Origin of the sequence: Pseudomonas sp. BO3-4, assembly GCF_034044115.1 — a bacterium.
Taxonomy (GTDB): domain Bacteria; phylum Pseudomonadota; class Gammaproteobacteria; order Pseudomonadales; family Pseudomonadaceae; genus Aquipseudomonas; species Aquipseudomonas alloputida.
Genome location: NZ_CP139018.1, coordinates 2,851,164 through 2,871,664, shown reverse-complemented (window position 1 = coordinate 2,871,664; position 20,501 = coordinate 2,851,164). Strand labels below are relative to the sequence as shown.

Here is a 20,501-nt window from a genome sequence, read left to right as displayed (position 1 = left end):
GCATAGCGTGGGCTGATCAGGCGCAGCGTTTCAGGATGGTCTTGATCGGGCGCCTTACTCGGCGCTTCGACACATCCCTCGCCTTGATCCAACGGCAAGCCTCGATCTCGTTTCGAGGGTGTGGCTTGTCGTCTGCCTTTCGGGCTTCGAACAGATAATGGATGACCTTGTCCTCCCGGTACATCGTGAGGTAACGAAGCTCGTCGAATGCGAGGCCAGTTTCCTCGGCCATCTCCCGCATAGCCGCCTCAAGCGGCGTTTCGTGCCGCTCGACACGTCCACCCGGCAGGTTCCACTTGGCGTTGCGCTTGCGAACGAACAAAACCTCACCAGCCTTGCGGTAGATGATGGTGGCGCGCAGCTTGATGCCTTTGCGTTTCGCTGTTGCAGTGTCCATTGCCTTCATGTGTTGCCCTTGAAGTTGGCTGGCCAGGATCCGGCAGGTTCCTTGCCGAGCGTAAATCGTCCGTGCATTTGTCAGATGACCGGCATAACGGTGGCAACGTTCAAGTTAAATCCCGATAAACACCTCCGAGGCTCCGGTTTGGGGCTGCAGCAAATCAGTACCGCCTGACATGTTGGTCTGAACTTTGCCATCTGTCCTGGCTTCCCCTGCATACCTATCACGGAAAAACGCCTGCAGGAGCTGACCTTATGCGAGCACTGACCTACCACGGAGCACACGACGTCAGGGTCGATAACGTCCCCGATCCCATTATTGAGCAGGAAGACGACATTATCCTCAGGGTCACCGCCACAGCCATCTGCGGCTCTGACCTGCACCTTTACCGAGGCAAAATTCCACAAACCGAAGCGGGCGATATCTTCGGCCATGAGTTCATGGGCATCGTCGAAGATACTGGCAGTGCCGTCACCAACCTGCAGATCGGCGACCGCGTAGTGATTCCCTTCGTGATCGCTTGCGGCAGCTGTTTCTTCTGCCAGCACGACCTGTTCGCTGCCTGTGAAACCACCAACACAGGTCGGGGTGCGATCATCAACAAGAAGGGTATTCCCCCAGGCGCCGCGCTGTTTGGATATAGCCATCTCTATGGCGGTATCCCTGGCGGCCAGGCGGATTACGTGAGGGTACCCAAGGGCAACGTCGGACCGTTCAAAGTGCCCACCGAGCTGGCCGATGACAAGGTACTGTTTCTCTCGGACATCCTGCCGACCGCTTGGCAGGCGGTCATCAATGCCGAAATAGGCCAGGGGTCATCTGTGGCGATCTACGGCGCCGGGCCGGTCGGCTTGCTGAGTGCCGCTTGTGCGCGAATGCTCGGCGCCCAGACCATTTTCATGGTTGATGACAACGACCACCGCCTGGCCTACGCAAAAGAGGCCTACGGCGCCGTAGCCATCAATTTTGAGCAGGACGACGACCCCGCTGATAGCATCATCCGCCAGTCACCAGGCATGCGCGGGGTCGATGCAGTGATCGATGCAGTCGGCTTTGAAGCCAAAGGCAGCACTGCCGAAACGGTGATGACGGCGCTGAAGATAGAAGGCAGCAGTGGCAAGGCACTGCGCCAGAGTATTGCTGCGGTGCGTCGCGGAGGCGTTGTCAGTGTCCCCGGTGTGTACGCCGGCTTCATCCATGCCTTCATGTTTGGCGATGCCTTCGACAAGGGCCTTACCTTCAAGATGGGCCAGACCCATGTGCAGAAATACCTGCCGGAACTCCTTGAGCACATCGAAGCAGGACGCCTGCAACCGGAACTGATCGTCACTCACCGCCTCGCCCTCGAGGAAGCGGCCATGGGCTACGAGATGTTCGATCAGAAGCAGGATAACTGCCGCAAGGTCATCCTCGTGCCAGGCGCTGCACCCGGCACCCTGGGCCCTGACTACGTATAAAGGAAGTAAAGTCATGAACGGGCTCGCCAGCTATTTCTGGATTGCCGTGGCGGCAATCCTTTTACTCATCGATCTGTGGGCCATCGTCAGCGTCTTCAGAAGCGACAAGTCAGATGCAGTCAAAGCGGCCTGGGCCCTGCTGATCGTCGCGCTACCGCTGGTTGGCCTCGGTATCTGGGGCGTTGCTGGCCCACGCGGCATCAAGCGAGGTACCGGGCCCACTTCCGACGAGCACAGCAAAGGCTGACATTTCCCAGCTCCACTTACAGAGGTTTCAACATGATCGATCAAGCGACAGGCATGAAATCAGGCGAACGCTATCGCGTGGAAAACGTGGAGCGCGCTCATCAGTTTCCAGGCTTCTTTCAAGACGGGAAATATTACCTGGGCCCTGAGCTTCTCACCGCCGTGGGCTGGCTCGAAGGTACGCGCTTCATCTACGACAGCCTGGATGCCGAAGGTGAGCCCGTATTTCCAAACCGAGCGGCAGGCACGGTCGAAGGGCTGACGTTGACCCTGGTCGATGGCACCTCCCTTGAGCTCTCGCGGATCGAGGCCTGCGACCCCATTGCACCCCTTGACCCCAGCGCCTCAGCTGCGAAACGAGAAGCGCCTGACCGTGGCGCTCCGCTGAAAGGGCCTCTGCGCGGCAAGGTCGTGGTCATCACCGGCGCATCCAGCGGCATAGGCCGAGCCGCCGCGCATGCCTTTGCGTGCAAAGGTGCTCGCCTGGTACTCGCCGCACGCGACGAAGAGGCGTTGTTCGACGTCCTGGATGAATGCACCGATTGCGGTACGGATGCCATAGCGATCACCACCGACGTCACCCACCGCGACCAGGTTCAAGCCCTGGCGGCGCAGGCCGCCGAATTTGGCCATGGCCGAATCGATGTTTGGGTCAACAACGCCGGAGTTGGCGCGGTCGGCCACTTCGAAGACACTCCACTGGAGGCACACGAACAGGTCATCCAGACCGACCTGATCGGTTACCTGCGGGGGGCCTACGTTGCCCTTCCCTTCTTCAAGGCACAGGGCAGCGGCATTCTGATCAACACGCTGTCGCTGGGCAGCTGGGTGGCCCAGCCCTACGCCGCCGCTTATTCGGCGAGCAAATTCGGCTTGCGTGGACTGACCGAGGCATTGCGGGGCGAATTGACTGAGTTTCCCAACATCCATGTTTGCGATATATATCCAGCAGTCATGGACACACCAGGCTTCCGAGACGGCGGCAACTATACCGGGCACGCGCTGACGCCGCCAGGCCCCGTATACGATCCCGAAATAGTGGCGAAGGCTATGGTGGCCTGCGCAATCTCGCCTCGTGCTCACACCACGGTTGGCGCTGCGGCGCGCCTCGCGCATTTGGCCAGCTACCTGATACCAGGGCTGCCTCTGTTGTCAGGAAGGCTGTCGCGCTGGGGGATAAATTGCAGCCCCATAGCCGAAACATCGTCAGGCAACCTCTTTGAGCCTCCGAGTGGCAGGAGGGGTATCGACGGAGGTTGGAGGAAGCCAAAAGATAAAACGCCCCTGCTGATCGGCGCAGCGGCGCTGGGAATCCTTTTGGGTTTTAGCCTCACACATTCACGACGCAGGGATAGATAGAGAAGGTCTGCTTACAGAGGAATGACCGTGGTTTCATTGCGAGATCACGTTCAATCCCTACTTGGCTAACGAGCTTGTGGGATTAACATGGCGATAGTCCTCCCCTGCTACCGCTCTCAGGTAAGCAGCGTCAGCCTCCAGACGAAGATCGCGCCACTCCTGCCAGCAGATAATCCCTCGACGATCCATCTCATCGGCCTGGCGAAGCAGTTCCTCGTGATAGTCGTCAGGCGAGTCCATGCGCAATGCCCTGTCTTCAAGCACCCGATACCAAACCGCCAAACAAGTAAGCTTCAGCAATTGGGCGGCAGACAGGTTTTTCTCGAGCGTTCGCATCAGGAGGCCTCATACGCTGATGGAGGGTTGAGTCACCCTTGCTCCCAGAGGTTCAGCAGAGCGGTGTCAGCGGCATGGATACGTCCCGAGGATCGCCCCCGCTAGGGATCCGCTCACGGATGCGAATTAATGGCACTGACTCAAGTTGGAGTGAATTTCTTGAACGCTGGCAATGTCGTAGTGATGGCGCGCTGCTACGGCTTGCTGGAAGAAAGCAAGCAGACCTGGATGTCCCTCCCTTCCTGCAGCCGCATGTCCGAGTACCCGTATGAAAGAGCTGCTTTCCGCTGCGAAGATAATTCGCCCAACTGTTCTCATCGTTGAGGACGAACCCATGATTCGAGAGCTTTTGACCCTGTACCTGGAAGAATGGGGGGCCATGGTGACAGCAGTGGCGACTGCCGATGGCGGCAATGAGGCGTTGAGGAAGCAAGATTGGACGCTGCTGATAACGGATGTACAAACGCCTGGTTTACTCAATGGGGTTGATCTTGCCTGGATGGCAAGCCAGCAAAAACCTCAGACGCGCATCATTGTCATGAGCGGATACTACGAATTTGCAGGGAGAGTGTTGCCGCCAGGTGCGGAGTTCCTTCCTAGCCGTGGCCAATAACCCAGCTCCAGGAACTGCTCTACGCTCAGCTTAACCACGCCGACGGTGCTGGAAGGTGTGGCCAGGGTGCGTGGCACTCTGGCCACTTGTGAGAAAATGACAAAGCGGTCTTAAGTAGACAGCGAAATGGGCAACAAGGGCTTGTGCCTCTAGCTCGAACACGACCACCGACGAACACCAGCGCCAATGATGCTGCCGCTAACAATAGGCTCACCCCTAGCATCTGGCGGTGAGGTTATGAAACCCTAAAGCCGCAGCGCCGATCATGGCCAACATTCCTGAAAGCCCAGCGTAGCCTACAGCAGTCATAAGCCATCCCAAGGTTCGCATCCCCGACTCCTCAAGTTTGATTTTCGAGATCAATTCGACTTGATACGAGACCATACCCATTTGGCAAAGTGCCATCGGCGCGTAGACGCGCCCCTCTCGCGTCTAGAGCTTAAAGCGGACATGGATGCAGCTTTTACTATCTTGGCGATCAACCACTACTGCCGCGCTGCCGTAACCGGAATAGCTTTTGACCAATCGCATTCCAAGCCCCGTTCCTGTCGGCTTAGGGTAATGATCAGGAAAGCCGTCGCCCTCATCCCTGACGGTGAGCTGAGCATGATCGCCGGCATGCTTGACGATCACGTCTATAGAGCCTTTGCCGTACTTAAGGGCGTTGGTGATCAACTCGGAGATCACTAATCCCAAAGGCGCCATTCTTTCAGGTGGTAGGACGAAGTCGTCAGCCTCCAACAGAATTTGTCGGTCGGCCAACGCCTTGCCTAGATCACCCAACAGGGCACTCAGATAATCGCGAGCGCGTACCTCTTGGTCTTCGGCGGCCTGGTATAGTCTCTCGTGAACACTGGCAATGGTCACCACTCGCCCTGCGGCAGTTTCGAGCTGCAACTTAACAGCCGCATCTGGCGTGAGATTGGCTTGAAGTAACAGCAGGGTGTTTACAAGGTGGAGGCTATTTTTGACGCGATGATGGATTTCTTCGAGATAAAGGTCGCTTCGATTTTGCCTGCTGTTCTGTGCCTCAATGAGAGAGAGCAGCTGAGCTTCGTAATGGTGCCGTTCAGTGATATCCCGTGATACCGCTATGATCCGTTCGACCTGGCCATCCGTGGCTATGATTGGCGCCACAGTCACGTCCCACCATTTGGGTTCGTCGGGAGCGATTGGGCAGTACGATTCGAACCTCATGGTTTCGCCAGCGCTAACTTTAGCTACCGCCTCCCAAACAAGTGATCGCGACTCCTCAGGCCACAAGTCATACCATCGCTGACCTTTAACACTGGTCAGTTGGGTATTTAGGAATGTCAGCCCGGCTTCATTCATGAACTCGATCTCGCCGCTCGGGGCCAGGATATCCACCCAGTCAGGGCTTGCGTTCAGGATAGTCTCGGAATAAGGGTCGGGAACTGGAACATCCACGCCTGCAGATATTCTTTCGACAGCCATGGAAATGACGTTCGAGATGCCTTCTAGAAATACCAGATCGCTCTCTACAAAATCGTCCCCGTTGCTGCTGTCGGCTTCCAGTACACCAAACGGGCTGAGCACACCCCGGATCGGGACATTGATGGCCCGCTCGATTCCATATTTTTTCAGCAGTTCCGGCGTTCGAAAGCGATTTTCCATACCCAAATGATTCGAGAGTACGGGCCTGTAGGTGGCCAATGCATAGCCAGCCGGACTAGCCACATCGCCGCCCACGGTTGCCCGCCCGATGTCAGAAGCATCCCAGCCAACGCCGTGGGTCAGAACAAACCCTTCCCCGTCCTCCGCTGGCTGGAGCACCTTGGAAAAACGAGTGCTCATCCCTTCAGCGACTACTTCACATGCACGGGTCAGCAACAGATCCAAGTCCGCAGCCTTCAGGGACATTACGCCAAACTCGACCACGAGCTCATGTTGGCGATGCAAGCGCGCATGAGTCTTCTTCAAGGCCGCTCGGATTGTTTCATCGACTGGTAGCTGCTGCATAGTCTTCCCTTCCGGATTAACGGGAAACGCCCAGAATCCTTTCAGGGCGTACAGGCGGTTCGCTTACCGCTTTCCTACCATAGCCGCTAATCCATGACGGCGCCTAGCGCACCACTCATCGCCCAGGAGCAACGGCGTAGAGGCCCAGAGCCCTAATACATATGACCCGCGAGCAACCCTACATGCCGAAAACCATCCTCATTGTGGAAGACGACGACCTCCTAAGAGACCTAACTGCCGAGAGCCTCTCGTCACTCTACGCCGTTGCTGTGACGTGCTGCGCAAATGCTGACGAGGCGTTGCATTACCTTTGCAATAAGGAAGTCCCTAGCTTGGTGATGACCGATATCCATATGCCTGGAAGCATGGACGGTTTAGGCCTTGCACACGAGATTTGGCGTCGATGGCCTACTCTGCCAGTGATTCTGACTTCGGGCGACGCAGTAATCGACACCGGTTTGCTGCCTGCTCGGACAGCATTTCTCCCCAAACCTTGGGAGATTTCTGATCTCGCCTCGCTGATCAACAAATTAGTAACGCTCCCGCCGCAAGTAGAAGCTTGATCCAAAGAACACTGCCTACCCCTTCCATGCTTCATATTTGGCTAGCAGCGGTTGAACGCTCAATCCATGTAGCAGAATGCTCAACGCCACCACCGACAGAACCAGGCTGATGCTCTGCGCGGCCAAGGCGGGAAGCAGCCCATGATTGAGGGCATAGAACAGGTAGTAGAAGCTGCCGATACCTCGGATGCCAAACCAACCCAAAAGCCCTCGCTGCCGGACATTAAGCATTCCCCGAACCGGAAACAGGAAGACACTCAAGGGTCGCATCAGCAGGAACAGCGCTCCGGCGACCGGCAATGCCCGCCAGTCCCAATGCTCAATCAGCACTACCCCTAGCATGGTGACGAGGAAAACTTCCATTGCCCGTTCGATCAAGCTGCCGAATGCCAACATGTCACCCAACATGATCCCCGCTGCCACCTGCGAGTCATCGAGCCCTTCCACATCACCTCTGACAGCCTGCTCCGGCGCGACATGCTGGTGTCCTACCACGGGCTGTACCAGATGTTCTGCAGCTGGATCCTCGGGGCTATTTGAGGTCTGAACCTCGGCCTGGCGCAAACCGAGGCCCGCAGCGAAAACCGCGAGAAACCCATAGGCCTGAATAGTCTCGGCGCTTACATAAGCCAGCGCGATTAGGGCAAGGGCGAGATAGTCGTTGGGCGACACGGTGCTGTCATCGTTGCGCAAACGCAAGAAAAGCGTGAGTTTGCCCAAGCCACGCCCCATCCAATAGCCCAGCAGCAGACCTGCAGTGACTGCCCACAGCATGTCCTTGGGGAGCCAGCTAGAGAACCAAGCTTGCCCGGTATCCTGTTGCAGGAACAGGCCGAGGATGACGAAGGGAAAAGCCACTCCATCGTTAAGCCCTGCCTCACCGGACAGGCTGAAACGTACAGGATCATCGTCCTGGGCATCAACCACCTGTACCAGGGTTGCCAGCACCGGGTCTGTGGGTGCCAGGATAGCTCCAATCAGAACGGACACTCCCCACCCCAGGCTGAGGCCGTAATGCAGCACCAGCGTTACCCCACCGATGCAGAGCAACATCACCGGCCCCGCCAGATAGAAAGCGCTCAACCAGCTGCGGTTGCGCAAGGGCAAGCGCAACTTCAGGCCACTGAAGAACAGCGAAAACAACACCGCGACTTCGGTGAGGTGCTCCATCCAGCCACTCGACTTGCTCAAGTCGAGCTGTAGGAAACCCAGGCCCGATGTTCCCAGAGCCATACCTAACCCAAGGCACACAACGGACGTTGTAACTGGAATCCAGCGCAGGTACGAGGATGAAAGCGAGAGCAGCAGGAGCACTGCACCCAGCATGGCGAACCAGACGATGAAGGTCATCTGCGCAGAAGCCTTGGGAGAATTTTCGATTACTTTTTGACTTTCTGGCTAAACACGTCGTTCCGCTGCACTTACTGCGTTCGTCCATCATCACGGCGAAATGTAAAAAAAGATTTCAGCGCTCCTCTGCTGTCAAAACCGATAGGTCGCATTGGAGTTATCGTCATGAAATTCGCCCACTTCTGCCAATTGCTCGCTGACCACGCCGGTAAACCGAGTACCTTCTTGATCGCCGTGGTACTGATTGCCACATGGGCTGCATCCGGGCCCTGGTTTCACTACAACGACACCTGGCAACTCATCGTTAATACGTCGACCACCATCATCACATTCCTGATGGTCTTCCTGATCCAGAATACCCAGAACCGGGACAACGACATCATCCACGTGAAGCTCGACGAGCTTATCCGTGCTACGAAATCCGCAGAGCAGTCGGTGCTCGATCTTGAAGCACTCGACAATCGAGAAATCCATAAACTTCGCAAGGAATATCAGGCGATGGGCAGCCACTGCGAGACGCCCCATCAAATGTCTAGCGAGCAGCGGGCGGACGATGCAGCTCGAGACAACCTGCAGCGCTAAAGAGCGTTACGGTCGGACGATGCGGGCAGAGCTGGCGGAACACTTGCAGAGCTGAGCGCTTGGTTAATAGCTTCAGCGAGCTCGTCAATTGACCATGGTTTGAACAGGTAAGTGACAGGTGGGGTGACCTGCGATGGATCAAGCTGGTAACCAGAGGTCAGGATGGCGGGCAGCCCAGGCCACCTTTCGTGGGCCATGGAGATGAACTCCATGCCTTTGATACTTCCAGGAACACCGTGATCGACAACGATCAACGAACAGTCGCTCTTGAGCGCCATCAAGTGAATCAAGGCGTCTTCGGCGTTATCGAACGCATCGCATACAGCGCCCAACTCGATCAGGATATCCACCAGCAGGGTTTGAAGCGTTGGATCATCTTCCACGACAACTACTGTCTTCCCTGACAGCGACAAACCCTCGATGTCGAGCTTCATCACCCTCTCCAGTCCATAATTGATTTTTCGAGTGTTCCACTCATCTGGACGCGTGTCGACGGAGGCTAATGGCCATTATTTGCTCAATGGCTGCCAGACACAGACAAATAGACAAGTGCCTCTCGCATGAAAATCTCCACCGTCTTAGGGCCTATACCCTCGAAGCTTAGCAGCCAGCGCTTGAAGCCCTCACAACCTGGATCGTCCCGCAGCGCCTCAAGTTGAACATCCAATTCCGCGTCGGCCTTCTTACCAAGGGAATGCAATCGTCGGGCAGTGGATTCATCGTATCGCGCATACCCAGCCTGCCCGAGCAGCCTGACAAGGGTCGCATGTGTAGCCTGCGAAAGCTTATACGGCGTATCTAGTCCCTGCTCATTGGCAAGTATCCGGTACGCCCTCAGGGCGACTGTAGATCGGATGCGCTTGCCCATGAGAAAGCTGGCCAGCAACCACCTAAACACTCCCCCGACATCCGTCACTTCGATGCCGAGGTCAGAGGCAGTTACGGTCTTCAACCTTCACTACGGCGCGGGTCAGCAGATCGGGGGTAAGTGCGCTCCTCTTCGATAGTGCCATCCGCCTTATGGATCTTCACCGATGCCGTCTTGCCATCAAAGAAATCTGCGAGGGCGCTGACCAATTCATGCTTAGTCGCTGCTCGCTTGGAGGCGGGTTCAGCACCGGCTTTCTTCAATTCCCATCCATTTGCTGTAGGGCTGAGCTGGTAGTTGTCCATCGTGTGCTCCTCCTAGCTTAAAGGGATTGGCCGTCATCCTCGATGTCTTCCTCTGCCTCGGCTGCCTCAGTGGCATCAGCGTCATTCAAAGGAGGCGACGTGGGCTTTTCCGGATCATTAATGAAAGGTAAGTCGCTTGGGCCTTTCTCTTCAGAGCCTTCGGTTTTAGGCTGCATGGCAACACCTCCAGGCACGTTGACGGAATGCAGGTCTCAGGCCCCTTAGGTAGCACCTGAGAATTTGCCGACATCGATAGGTTGCGGAACGAATTCGGGGCCCTCGCCAGCCAGCCTCCACTTCACCTTGGCAACGCCATAACGCTCAGCCATCGGGCGACTGACCAGCTTGATGTTCTGCTGACTGAATCGCGGGATGATGCCAACACCGGCATCGCAACTGGCCCAGTGCCACGCGACGCCGTTGTCCATCTTCTCCAGACGGATGATGAATGTCCGAGGCTCACCGTGAAGCTCGTACTCAATGACATAGAGTTGCTGTCCGACCACCAGAATTCCCTCCCTAGCTCATGCGTTATTGAGCAAGCACGGGAGAAAAAAATTCCATCGAAATCGCTCGTGGGTAAGGGATGCTTGCGATTCGGGCTATGTGTCTTGTGTACCTGTAAGGAATTCGAACAAGGTCTCAGCGCAGGCCGTAATCCCCTCCAGGAGCACCATCTCGAAGCCATGGGTATTTTCGGTCGGGATCGCAATGCAACCGGCCAGGGCATCGATCCCCGCACTCAATACCGCACTTGCATCCGACGCAAAATCGACGAGCAATGCCGACTGGGGCTTAAAACCGGCCTTTAGGCCAGCGGCGATCAGGCCCTGCACCACGGTGCGGCTGTAGTATCCCTTCTGGTCGCCGGTATTGATGATCGGGTTGGCCGAAAGCTCCGTGCCATACTCCTCAAGTACAGGGCCGACCTCGACCGCGATTGTGGTGTCGCCGGGCAGCCGGGAAGCTGCGTACATGGCGCCGGCATTCGACTCTTCCTCCAGCGTCGTAAGCACGAACCAAACGTCCTGCTTCAGTTTTTCTCGACGTTCACTCAGCAGCTTCGCACAGAGAATGACAGCGCTCAGCGGAGCTCGGTCGTCGAGGAAGTGAGCGGCAATACAGTCATGTACCTTGAAGGGCTTACGCCAGTGCTGACTGAGCACGACTCGAGTACCAGGCCGAACTCCAAGTTTCTGGAGCTCTGACTTGCTCTTGCGCGTGACGATATAGACATCTTTCCACTGAACATTTCCTGCCAGCACGTCTCTTCCCTTCGAAGTTCGACCGCTGTTGTGCATTGAACCGTAGGACAAAACACCCGGCAGGATGTGTTCATCACCCAGGATATCGACAGGGCAGACGCCGAAGCTTATCGGTTGCGAACCCCCTAGAGCGAGCACCTCCAGGGTGCCGTTCTCCAGCACATTTTTGACGATCATCGCGATCTCATCGAGGTGGGCCATAACGCGTATGGCTGCCTCTGGGCTACCAGTGCGGCCCCCACGAATCACCCCCACCACATTGCCAGCAGGGTCGGTGTGCGTGTCATCACAGAACAGGCGCAGCTCGCGCAGACAAATGGCCCGTACTTCATCTTCTTGTCCGCCCGGCCCTCGGGCGTTGAGGAGCTCGGTCAGTAATGCCTCAGTCTTCAAAATGTTACCTCCCTGTTTGCACGCAAACGTGTTCAGGCCAGCTGGATGTACACCGAGTAGCTACCCAATAGCACCCAGAACACCAGAAAGATCCACGGCGTCCGTAGCGAAAACAGCAATGACTTTCGATGCCCTGCACGCGAGGTTTCCGCCTCACAAAACAGCGGCGACTCGTCGTAAGCCAACCCCATCAACGGCTCGCTGCGCAGCAGGTGGCTCTGCTTGAGCTGCCAGTGATCGATGATGTTGTATGCCGCCCGGATGCCAGGCCAGGCGTTGAGCGAGCTCAGCACCCCGAGCAAGGCGAGGAACGCTGGCACGATCAGGGTGAACATCTCGCCCCATCCTTGATTGAGGTTGCCCATGGAGGAGACGAAGGCAATGACCAGGAATGACTGAGCCGCCAGGTAGGCGTCCGTGCGGTTCGCGAGGATGCTGGTTTCGTACTGGATCTCACGCCGGTAAAAATCCAGACGCTCCTTGGGAGAGCCAAACATCCTGGCATTGTGCTCGCTGATCTCATGCTCAGGGGTCGCAGGGGTAATGATTCGAGGCACTCGCTACTCCGGGAATTGGGCTCCGAGCGAAGAGATGAGACTGGAGCTGAATCCGGTAGAACAGGCGATGGGGCATGGAATTCAATTGGATTGATATCCCGCACCGCTCGTCGTACCAACCGCAGATTGAAACCAACACGAGGAGGCAGGGCCTTTCGAACCGGTATGAACGTTCTCAACTGCAGGAGTTTCTACCATGCGAGACTTCCCTACCCCGCCCTTCCCTTCGCAGCCTCAAAATGTCCCTGGCTCACAGCGCAAGATGGAGCCCTACCCGGATTGTGGTGAGCAGTCGTATACCGGCCACAATCGCCTCGAAGGCAAGGTTGCACTCATCACCGGAGCAGACAGCGGCATCGGGCGGGCAGTTGCGATTGCCTATGCCCGTGAAGGCGCCGACGTCGCCATCGCTTATCTGAATGAGCATGAGGACGCGCAGGAAACCGCGCGCTGGGTCGAGGCCGCAGGCCGCCAATGCCTGCTGTTGCCCGGAGACCTGGCGCAGAAACAGCACTGCTACGACATTGTCGAAAAGACCGTTAGCCAGTTCGGGCGTATCGACATCCTGGTCAACAACGCGGCGTTCCAGATGTCCCACGAGACCCTGGAAGAAATCGACGATGACGAATGGGTGAAGACTTTCGATACCAACATCACCGCGATCTTCCGGATTTGCCAGGCGGCGCTGCCTTCTATGCCCAAGGGCAGTTCGATTATCAATACGAGCTCGGTCAATTCCGACGATCCATCCCCCAGCCTGCTGGCCTATGCCACGACCAAGGGGGCCATTGCCAACTTCACTGCTGGCTTGGCTCAGTTGCTAGCCAAGAAAGGCATCAGGGTCAACAGCGTCGCGCCAGGCCCTATCTGGACGCCTTTGATTCCGGCAACCATGCCGGACGAGGCCGTCAAGAACTTTGGTTCCAGCTACCCGATGGGGCGCCCGGGGCAACCGGTCGAGGTCGCGCCAATCTACGTGCTGCTGGGCTCCGACGAAGCCAGTTACATCAGTGGCTCACGTTACGCAGTGACTGGCGGCAAACCGATCCTTTAGCGAAAAGAGGCTCGCCGAGTTGGCGAGCCTCAAACCCTTTTCGTGGGCAGTTTCAGCGTTTTTGCTGGTCGTAATCACGGGCTGTTTTTTGCGCCGTGGAGTCGTGGTCTGTCCCCGTTGATCCATCCGGACGATGAGCATCGTTATCTCGCTCCTCTTCCCCCTGCGGCCTCGTCTGCGCACCTGCCTTTTGCCTATCGCTCTCTTTCTTCATCTTGCTCTCCTACCCTTGCCTTTGAATAAAAGAAGCTAATGTACGAGGCAAAGTTCAGGTCAGGTTCACTCCTCGAGATAGCCGGGCGTTAGGTGCGATGAACCAAATACCCCAGCATCGCGTCCACCGCAAAACAAGCGAGTCGACTCTGAAATGGAAAACGACCCTGTACTGGCCGCCCTCGGCTACCTCAAAAACAACAAACTGATTTTGAGCACAGCAGAATCGTGCACTGCAGGCTGCCTTGTGGCTTTATTGGCGGCGGTACCGGGTACCGGAGAGGTGCTGGAAAGCGGCTATGTCGTCTACTCGCCCAGCGCCAAGAAGCGGCTGCTGGGGGTCAGCGCCGAAACCATCGAACGATACGGCCTGACCAGCGAAGCAGTAGCCTGGGAAATGGCCTTGGGTGCATTGAGAGACAGCTATGCGAGTGTGGTGATCGCCACCACCGGGGTAGCCGGGCCGGCGCCCGAATCAGGGATACCACCGGGGACGATGTGCTTTGCGTGGGCTTTCGCCGGCGAGCCAATTGCCGTTTTCACGCGCACTCAACGTTTCTTCGGCGAGCGGTCTGAAGTTATGCGCCAAGGCGCCCTGTTCGGGTTGACCCGGCTTTCCCACTATCACCAGCGCTGGTTACGCGGTGAGCGCGCCTGAGGGGTGTGATCATGTCGGAAGATGAACTGCTATCCAGGCGTCATCCTGTTCAAGAAGACATGCCGATGCAGCAGCGTGTTTGGCGCTTCGAGCGCGTGGGGTGGTACGTGCTTGTGGCCATCGTATTGCTTGCCTTGGCAGGCCTGTTCGGTAATGGCCCATTGAGCGATGCGGAGGTGGTGAGCCAGGATGGACGGGTACGGGTTGAGTACCAGCGTCTCAGCCGAAGCGGCACGACAGACAGCCTTTTCATCACCATTCAGGGTATCCCTGGTCGGCCGGTGGAGGTGCAACTCGAGGGATCATTGCTCCGTGACGCCAGTATCGAGACGTTACAGCCGCAGCCGCAACGGTCGATGTCGCATGGCCAGGCCATGCTGTTCCAATTGGGTACTGGGCAAGATGGCTTGGCCACCTTGTACTTGACCCTTCGAAGTGAGCACGTGGGGACTCTGAAGGGCAGCGTCAAGGCTGGCCCTGAAAGCGCCGTTCACTTCTCCACATTCCTTTACCCCTAGGAGTGCGTCATGGATTCGATCCTCCGCGCAGCCGGAATGTATGTCGCCCTCATGCTGCTGTTTCGCGTGGCCGGGCGGCGCTCGCTGGCCGATTTGACGACCTTCGACTTCGTGTTGTTGCTGATCATAGGGGAAGCCACCCAGCAGGCGCTTCTGGGTGACGATTTTTCATTCACCAACGCCATGTTGGTAATCGCCACGCTGATCGTACTGGACGTCGGCCTTTCACTCGCGAAGCTGAACTCCAAGCCCTTGGCCCGACTTCTGGACGGGCACGCTACCCTGGTTGTCGAGAATGGGCGCTTTCTGCACCACCGCATGCGTCGGGCACGACTCACGGAGGCCGATATCCTTGAATCAGCGCGGGACAGCCAAGGCATAGAGAGCATTGAGCAGGTGAAATTCGCTATCGTCGAACGCAATGGAAAGATTTCGATCATTCCTACCGAGTAAGGCACGGCGCTTCTCACCGTGGAGCCAAGGCCCGCTTAACGTGCCAATCTCGCCTGGCTATGGTCGATGGTAGGGAGAGGCATCAGTTCTTTTGCGCAGCGCTCACATAAGACGAACCAGACGCCAGATAGCCATGTCGGAATCAGAACACGTGATCTCGAAGGCATATCAATGGAAAGAGAACCGGTAGAAGCTCAACGGGGTGCACCTCAGCGAGATGAGGGTGGATGGTTGCCCCTGGAGCAGTATGGTGCGCTCGGCGATGGGCGCTCTGTGGCACTGATTGGTTTGGACGGTTCCATCGACTGGTGGTGTGTGCCGCACATGGATTCACCTCCCCTATTCGACAAGCTGCTGGCCCCTCAGACTGGAGGCTTCTTTTCCATTACCCCTAGCGAGCCATTCGTTGCTGAGCGCCGCTACCTGCCAGGCAGCAACATCCTTGAGACAATTTTCATCACCCGTCAGGGTCGTGCCCGGCTGACGGAATCCTTGAACAGTGGCCCTGCCGGGCGCCTGCCTTGGGCCGAACTTGGCAGACGCATCGAAGGTATCGAGGGTAAGGTCAATTTCGAGATTGCCATCGACTTCGGAACCCAAGCCGACACGGTAAGCCCCTACGTGGCGCCGAATGACAATGCCTGTGTTTTTCATGCGGGCCGAATTCTCGGCATGTTCCTGCACGACCATCATGTGCACATCGAACGCAAAGACGACATGGGCGTCCGTGCTGTCCTTAGCCTTGCAGCAGGACAACGCTCAGTGGTCGCAATCATCGCAGGGCGTGATGAGCCCCTGGTGGCACCGCCATTGGCCCTGATCGACGAACGCATCGACGGCTCGCACCGGGAGTGGTGCCAGTGGTCGAAAGGGCTCGTCTACGATGGCCCACACCAGACCCAGGTATTGCGCAATGCGCTGGCCCTCAAGCTACTGCTGTCCTCTCTAAGTGGCTCGATCATGGCGGCAGCGACCTCATCCCTGCCCGAACGGATTGGCGGCAGTAAGAACTACGACTACCGCTTCGCCTGGATACGCGATGCCGGCTACACCATCGAGGCGTTTCTGGGCATCGGCGCTCAGCCAGAGGCCAAGGCTGCATTTACCTGGCTACTGCGCCGGTTGGATGAATATGGGCCACGGGTGTTTTATACCCTGGACGGTGCAATCGGTGATTGCGTGCGCCCGGTCGATCTGCCTGGCTATAAGAACTCCCCTCCAGTCGTCGGCAATGATGCCCGCGACCAACTCCAACACGGGGTGTTCGGCGATATCTTCGAAACAGCGCGCTGCTTCATCGACAGCGGCAACATTCTTGATTCCCCGAGCGCCATGCTCCTCTCAGGCCTTGCCGACCAGTGCGCCGACTGTTGGCGCCAGCAAGATGCCGGTATCTGGGAGTTGCCGGAAAAACAGCACTACACGATGTCCAAGATCAGTTGCTGGCAAGCCTTGAGCCGAGCCATCGAACTGGCAGATGGTGGCCATCTTCCCACCACCTGCCGGGAACGCTGGGATCGCGAGCGGCAGCGCATCCAGGCATGGATCGAGGGGCACTGCTGGAGCGAGGAGCGCCAGGCCTACCTGTTCTATCCAGACAGCGACCGACTGGACGCTTCACTGACATTGGCCGTCAGGTTCGGCTACCCAAGCAAGAAACGTCTACGCAGCACGCTGGAAGCCATTGACCATGATCTGGGAGCCGGCGCTTTCCATTATCGCTACACCGATGCACAGGAAGAGGAAGGTTGCTTCTTAGCCTGCACATTCTGGTTAATCGAAGCCTGGGCCATTCTGGATAACCAGGATCGCGCCGAAGCCGCCTATGCAGATGCTTTGGAAGGGCTGTCACACGGTGTAGGCATCTACTCGGAGATGATCGATCCGCAAACGGGACACTATCTGGGCAACCTTCCGCAGGGCCTGACTCACCTGGCAGCCCTCAAAGCCGCGATGGCCATCGGGGGCTGCCATCCTGAACGATGAGGCCAGTCATCATCTGCGTTGAACCGTCTCGCTTGGCGGCTACTCAACCACAGGCAAGTTCTCCATTCTTTCAATCCGTGATGAGGTAACGCCATGAACGCTATCGACTTGCTGATTCAAGACCACAAGCTGGTAAAGAAGCTGCTTGAGGAGCTATCTACCACCACCGAAAGGGCTGTGAAAAAACGCGCTGAACTGCTGTACCGCATCGAGCAAGAGCTGCAGATACACACCGCGCTCGAAGAAGAAATTCTCTACCCGGCCATCAAGGAAGCGGGAGGCAAGGAAGAAGCGAAGATGTACTACGAGGCCAAGGAAGAACACCGGACTGTTGACGCCCTCGTCCTACCCGACCTTCTGCATACCGAAACTGGCACCGTCGAATTCGCCGGGCGGGTCAAGGTCATGAAAGAGTTGTTGGAGCATCACATCGAGGAAGAAGAAGGCGAGCTGTTCCCCACGGCGAAGAAGCTGCTCAGCAAGGACACCCTCGAGGAGCTGGGGCGAACGATGGAAGTGCAGAAAAAGATGCTCAAGGGCGAGCAGCGAGCGGCTTAGTCGAGCGATCACCTGCCAGCGCTCAGGACGCTTGCAGGTGATCAGCTTCAAATACCCCATCATCAGTTGGAAGGTTTCATGGAATATTGGATTGGATTACTTGAATGGCCCGCCATGGTGATGACCGTACTGGCAGCCTGGTGCATTGGTTCGCGCCGTCCGGGTAGAAGGAAGATAGGATTCTGCTGCTTCATCGCAAGCAACGTGCTGTGGGCTGTGTGGGGCTGGCAAGCACATGCCTGGGCTCTGATCATCCTGCAGTTCTGCCTCTGCGCCATGAATCTGCGAGGGTGGCGCAAGAACACGCAACTGGAAATTACCGGGTGATAACGCACTGACAAGCCGGTAAAGGTTGCTTCTAAAACATACAGGTTGCACTCTTCACCAAGCTTCCGTCCCTGGAAGCAGTGAGAGCGGATCAGGCCGCAGGCTTGAGCACCACTTTCGTCCAGCCATCATCCCGCGCATCAAAGTGCTTGTAGGCATCTGGGCCTTCGGCCAGTTTCAAACGATGGGAAATGATCTGCGAGGGCTTGGCGCGCCCATGATGGATAAGCTCTGCCAGGCGGCGATTGTAGGCTTTAACATTCGCTTGGCCTGTCCGGATCTGTTGGCCCTTGAACCAGAACGCACCGAAGTCGAAGGCCATCTTACCCTCCTTCGCCAGTTCGTTTTTCGCTCCAGGATCTTCTGGAACGAACACCCCAACCACGCCTATGCCGCCTGTGGCCTTGGTGGAAGCGACAAGGTTGTTCATGGTGAGGTAGTTCGCTTCATGGCCATGCTTGTCGCAACACTGGTAACCCACGCACTCACAGCCCCGGTCAGTACCTTTGCCATGGGTCAGGTTCATGATCTCTTCCACGGCCTTCTGCTCGACTGCATTGATAGGGGTTGCGCCAAGCTGCGCGGCGAGTTGCAGGCGATCCGGTTGGTTGTCGATGACAAACACCTGGGACGCGCCTTTGATGATTGCCGAATGGGCCGCCATCAGGCCGACAGGCCCTGCGCCGTAAATCGCAATGCTTTCACCCGGCAGCAAACCGGCAAGCTCTGTTGCATGCCAGCCTGTAGGGAAGATATCCGAGAGCATGACATAGTCATCCTCACGCTCCTGGGCATCTTCCGGCAGTACCAGGCAGTTGAAATCCGCATAGGGCACACGCAGCAGCTCGGCCTGCCCGCCCTGATACGGGCCCATCTCGGCAAAACCGTAAGCAGCGCCCGCAGCACCAGGATTCGCTGTAAGGCAGAATCCAGTGAGGCCTTTCTCACAGTTCTCACAGAACCCGCAGCCGATATTGAAAGGTAGACAGACTCGGTCACCGACTTTGACCCGGTCGACCCCTGCCCCTACCTCGATTACCTCACCGAGATTTTCGTGACCAAAAACTCTCCCGGCTTCGAACGAGGTTCGGCCCTCGTACATGTGCAAATCAGAACCGCAGATGTTGGTCGTAGTAATGCGTACCAGCACGTCCGTAGGCTTTTCAATTTTTGCGTCCGGTACATCCTTCACCGCGACGTCACGTGGGCCGTTGTACACGATTGCTTTCATGCTGAACTCCCGATAGTCAGGGGCGATTGAAATGCGCCCTACTCTGTTCAGGCGAACGCAGCGTCCGTACGTTCAGCGTGTTAACTGTAGAGGCAGACCGGTGGCGCTAATTGCTGTCGCTCCCACCGGAACAGGGATCGTGAGCCATGAGGTTGGAAGCGAGGGATTGCGCCCTGACAGCTAGCGTTGCTGTCGGCGCCCGCCCAACTGGATCCAGACCGGCGCATGATCACTGGCCTTGGCTTCGTTGCGCACCCAGGCATCCACGCCCGCCCCCTTCAGATAAGGGCTGAGACCCGGGTTGAGCAGCAGGTGATCGATACGAAGCCCGGCATTACGCGCCCAGTGATTGCGAAAATAGTCCCAGAACGTGTAAATGCGCTGCTCGGGATACAGGTGACGAACAGCATCCACCCAGCCCTGGGCCATCAACACTTCAAAACACGACCGCGACTCAGGCTGCAGCAGCGCGTCCTTGAGCCATGAGCGCGGGCTATAGATGTCCAGATCGGTCGGCACAACATTGAAATCCCCTGCTAACACCGTAGGATGGCTGCTGACATGAAGTGTTTGGGCGTGCTTGATCAGGCACTCGAACCAGCGCAGTTTGTAATCGAACTTCGGGCCGGGTTGCGGGTTGCCATTGGGCAAGTACAAACAGCCCACCAGCACGCCGTGCACCGCAGCTTCCAGATAGCGGCTTTGCTGATCGTCCTGCATGCCAGGCAGCCCACGACGTACCTCCAGCGGCTCGCTATCACGCGCCAGGATCGCCACGCCGTTCCATGAGGGTTGCCCCTGGTAAAGGCAACCATAACCTGCCGCTTCGATGGCCTCGCGAGGAAACCGCTGGTTGGCCGCCTTCAGTTCCTGCAAGCAGGCAATGTCCGGCTGCTCCCGTTCCAGCCAGGCCAACAGTGCGGGCAGCCGGCTGCGGATACCATTGATATTGAAGGTGGCGATCTTCAGCGCTTTCATGCGTCAGGGTCATTCACGTGGGCCTGCACGGCATCTTCCAGTGCCCAGATATGTGCTTGGTCGGCCAGTGACTTCAGCGCCAGCCAGTCATCCCAGTCAATGGCACCATCGTCCCTGAGCGCCTCAGCCGTGCGCACCAGCTCATGGTGGTAGGCGTCCGGCGCTTCACTCCGGTAACTGATGTCGTCGTACTGCGCGTACCAGGCTTCAAGTTGAGGAATGCTGCGTTCGATGCTCATGACGGCCGCCTC

At 57.3% G+C, this 20,501-nt stretch carries 28 protein-coding genes; 13 read left to right on the top strand and 15 right to left on the bottom strand.

The genetic code is table 11. The features are described 5' to 3' along the window. Positions 1-16: 16 nt before the first annotated feature. On the bottom strand, positions 17-406 hold the full coding sequence (locus REH59_RS13405) for an NUDIX hydrolase (protein ID WP_014859181.1): 390 nt from the start codon (positions 404-406) through the stop codon (positions 17-19). A 248-nt stretch (positions 407-654) separates the two neighbouring features. On the opposite strand from REH59_RS13405, the gene REH59_RS13400 reads away from it, so the two are divergent. From REH59_RS13400 to REH59_RS13390, 3 genes are read left to right on the top strand one after another with little or no spacing between them, the layout of a single operon-like run. Further along, entirely contained in the window at positions 655-1,857 is a 1,203-nt protein-coding gene (locus tag REH59_RS13400) for a zinc-dependent alcohol dehydrogenase (protein ID WP_014859182.1), read from the top strand. Positions 1,858-1,870: 13 nt separating this feature from the next. Further along, on the top strand, positions 1,871-2,104 hold the full coding sequence (locus REH59_RS13395) for a PLD nuclease N-terminal domain-containing protein (protein ID WP_014859183.1): 234 nt from the start codon (positions 1,871-1,873) through the stop codon (positions 2,102-2,104). 32 nt (positions 2,105-2,136) lie between these two features. Further along, the gene (locus tag REH59_RS13390) at positions 2,137-3,462 is read left to right on the top strand and encodes an SDR family oxidoreductase (protein ID WP_014859184.1); all 1,326 of its coding nucleotides are present in this window, start codon (positions 2,137-2,139) and stop codon (positions 3,460-3,462) included. A 57-nt stretch (positions 3,463-3,519) separates the two neighbouring features. Here the strand turns inward: REH59_RS13390 and REH59_RS13385 are convergent, their stop codons facing one another. After that, on the bottom strand, positions 3,520-3,798 hold the full coding sequence (locus REH59_RS13385) for a hypothetical protein (protein ID WP_024086907.1): 279 nt from the start codon (positions 3,796-3,798) through the stop codon (positions 3,520-3,522). 268 nt (positions 3,799-4,066) lie between these two features. Here REH59_RS13385 and REH59_RS13380 point away from each other — a divergent pair, with 268 nt between their 5' ends. Then, positions 4,067-4,411 carry a response regulator gene (locus REH59_RS13380; RefSeq protein WP_230491501.1) on the top strand — a complete coding sequence of 115 codons (345 nt, stop codon included), beginning with the start codon at positions 4,067-4,069 and terminating at the stop codon, positions 4,409-4,411. A 432-nt stretch (positions 4,412-4,843) separates the two neighbouring features. On the opposite strand, the gene REH59_RS13375 is transcribed toward REH59_RS13380, so the two are convergent. Next, positions 4,844-6,391, bottom strand: a complete 1,548-nt coding sequence (locus tag REH59_RS13375) for a sensor histidine kinase (RefSeq protein WP_014859186.1) — start codon at positions 6,389-6,391, stop codon at positions 4,844-4,846. Between the two features lie 182 nt (positions 6,392-6,573). Between REH59_RS13375 and REH59_RS13370 the strand changes: the two genes are divergently transcribed. Then, positions 6,574-6,954, top strand: coding sequence for a response regulator (locus tag REH59_RS13370; RefSeq protein ID WP_049866934.1), 381 nt, complete (start codon positions 6,574-6,576; stop codon positions 6,952-6,954). Positions 6,955-6,969: 15 nt separating this feature from the next. Here the strand turns inward: REH59_RS13370 and REH59_RS13365 are convergent, their stop codons facing one another. Next, on the bottom strand, positions 6,970-8,304 hold the full coding sequence (locus REH59_RS13365) for a cation:proton antiporter (protein ID WP_024086904.1): 1,335 nt from the start codon (positions 8,302-8,304) through the stop codon (positions 6,970-6,972). A 165-nt stretch (positions 8,305-8,469) separates the two neighbouring features. On the opposite strand from REH59_RS13365, the gene REH59_RS13360 reads away from it, so the two are divergent. Then, entirely contained in the window at positions 8,470-8,886 is a 417-nt protein-coding gene (locus REH59_RS13360) for a low affinity iron permease family protein (RefSeq protein ID WP_014859188.1), read from the top strand. Here the strand turns inward: REH59_RS13360 and REH59_RS13355 are convergent. From REH59_RS13355 to REH59_RS13325, 7 genes are all read right to left on the bottom strand, one after another. Beyond that, on the bottom strand, positions 8,883-9,320 hold the full coding sequence (locus REH59_RS13355; protein WP_014859189.1) for a response regulator: 438 nt from the start codon (positions 9,318-9,320) through the stop codon (positions 8,883-8,885). The genes REH59_RS13360 and REH59_RS13355 overlap by 4 nt on opposite strands. Positions 9,321-9,403: 83 nt before the next feature. Further along, the gene (locus tag REH59_RS13350) at positions 9,404-9,838 is read right to left on the bottom strand and encodes a DNA methylase (RefSeq protein ID WP_024086903.1); all 435 of its coding nucleotides are present in this window, start codon (positions 9,836-9,838) and stop codon (positions 9,404-9,406) included. Further along, a complete protein-coding gene (locus tag REH59_RS13345; protein ID WP_024086902.1) occupies positions 9,835-10,059 on the bottom strand; it encodes a DUF2188 domain-containing protein in 225 nt (74 codons plus the stop codon). The genes REH59_RS13350 and REH59_RS13345 overlap by 4 nt, the downstream gene beginning before the upstream one ends. Before the next feature lie 17 nt (positions 10,060-10,076). Further along, positions 10,077-10,235 carry a hypothetical protein gene (locus tag REH59_RS13340; protein WP_014859190.1) on the bottom strand — a complete coding sequence of 53 codons (159 nt, stop codon included), beginning with the start codon at positions 10,233-10,235 and terminating at the stop codon, positions 10,077-10,079. A gap of 45 nt (positions 10,236-10,280) precedes the next feature. Then, on the bottom strand, positions 10,281-10,565 hold the full coding sequence (locus tag REH59_RS13335; protein WP_014859191.1) for a DUF6555 family protein: 285 nt from the start codon (positions 10,563-10,565) through the stop codon (positions 10,281-10,283). Positions 10,566-10,661: 96 nt separating this feature from the next. Beyond that, positions 10,662-11,717, bottom strand: a complete 1,056-nt coding sequence (locus REH59_RS13330; protein ID WP_014859192.1) for a peptidase M42 — start codon at positions 11,715-11,717, stop codon at positions 10,662-10,664. A gap of 32 nt (positions 11,718-11,749) precedes the next feature. Then, positions 11,750-12,274 carry a hypothetical protein gene (locus REH59_RS13325; RefSeq protein WP_004573937.1) on the bottom strand — a complete coding sequence of 175 codons (525 nt, stop codon included), beginning with the start codon at positions 12,272-12,274 and terminating at the stop codon, positions 11,750-11,752. Positions 12,275-12,470: 196 nt separating this feature from the next. Here REH59_RS13325 and REH59_RS13320 point away from each other — a divergent pair, with 196 nt between their 5' ends. Next, a complete protein-coding gene (locus REH59_RS13320) occupies positions 12,471-13,328 on the top strand; it encodes an SDR family oxidoreductase (RefSeq protein WP_024086901.1) in 858 nt (285 codons plus the stop codon). A 52-nt stretch (positions 13,329-13,380) separates the two neighbouring features. On the opposite strand, the gene REH59_RS13315 is transcribed toward REH59_RS13320, so the two are convergent. Further along, positions 13,381-13,542 carry a hypothetical protein gene (locus REH59_RS13315; protein ID WP_167551131.1) on the bottom strand — a complete coding sequence of 54 codons (162 nt, stop codon included), beginning with the start codon at positions 13,540-13,542 and terminating at the stop codon, positions 13,381-13,383. Positions 13,543-13,695: 153 nt separating this feature from the next. On the opposite strand from REH59_RS13315, the gene REH59_RS13310 reads away from it, so the two are divergent. The 6 genes from REH59_RS13310 to REH59_RS13285 all read left to right on the top strand — a co-directional run bounded on the left by REH59_RS13310 (position 13,696) and on the right by REH59_RS13285 (position 18,041). Then, positions 13,696-14,199: a CinA family protein gene (locus REH59_RS13310; RefSeq protein ID WP_320450583.1), complete on the top strand. Its 504-nt coding sequence runs from the start codon at positions 13,696-13,698 to the stop codon at positions 14,197-14,199. An 11-nt stretch (positions 14,200-14,210) separates the two neighbouring features. Beyond that, positions 14,211-14,717, top strand: coding sequence for a hypothetical protein (locus REH59_RS13305; RefSeq protein WP_014859195.1), 507 nt, complete (start codon positions 14,211-14,213; stop codon positions 14,715-14,717). Positions 14,718-14,726: 9 nt separating this feature from the next. Further along, positions 14,727-15,170 carry a DUF421 domain-containing protein gene (locus REH59_RS13300; protein WP_014859196.1) on the top strand — a complete coding sequence of 148 codons (444 nt, stop codon included), beginning with the start codon at positions 14,727-14,729 and terminating at the stop codon, positions 15,168-15,170. A 231-nt stretch (positions 15,171-15,401) separates the two neighbouring features. After that, positions 15,402-17,156 carry a glycoside hydrolase family 15 protein gene (locus tag REH59_RS13295; RefSeq protein ID WP_014859197.1) on the top strand — a complete coding sequence of 585 codons (1,755 nt, stop codon included), beginning with the start codon at positions 15,402-15,404 and terminating at the stop codon, positions 17,154-17,156. 93 nt (positions 17,157-17,249) lie between these two features. Then, a complete protein-coding gene (locus tag REH59_RS13290) occupies positions 17,250-17,714 on the top strand; it encodes a hemerythrin domain-containing protein (protein WP_014859198.1) in 465 nt (154 codons plus the stop codon). A 78-nt stretch (positions 17,715-17,792) separates the two neighbouring features. Beyond that, positions 17,793-18,041 carry a hypothetical protein gene (locus REH59_RS13285; RefSeq protein WP_014859199.1) on the top strand — a complete coding sequence of 83 codons (249 nt, stop codon included), beginning with the start codon at positions 17,793-17,795 and terminating at the stop codon, positions 18,039-18,041. Between the two features lie 91 nt (positions 18,042-18,132). On the opposite strand, the gene REH59_RS13280 is transcribed toward REH59_RS13285, so the two are convergent. From REH59_RS13280 to REH59_RS13270, 3 genes are all read right to left on the bottom strand, one after another. Next, positions 18,133-19,272 (bottom strand): glutathione-independent formaldehyde dehydrogenase, encoded by a 1,140-nt coding sequence (locus REH59_RS13280; protein ID WP_014859200.1) that lies wholly within the window; start codon positions 19,270-19,272, stop codon positions 18,133-18,135. Positions 19,273-19,452: 180 nt separating this feature from the next. Next, complete coding sequence (gene xth, locus REH59_RS13275; protein WP_014859201.1) at positions 19,453-20,250, bottom strand: exodeoxyribonuclease III; 798 nt, start codon at positions 20,248-20,250, stop codon at positions 19,453-19,455. After that, positions 20,247-20,489, bottom strand: a complete 243-nt coding sequence (locus REH59_RS13270) for a hypothetical protein (protein WP_014859202.1) — start codon at positions 20,487-20,489, stop codon at positions 20,247-20,249. Before REH59_RS13270 ends, xth begins: the two co-directional genes overlap by 4 nt. Positions 20,490-20,501: the final 12 nt, after the last annotated feature.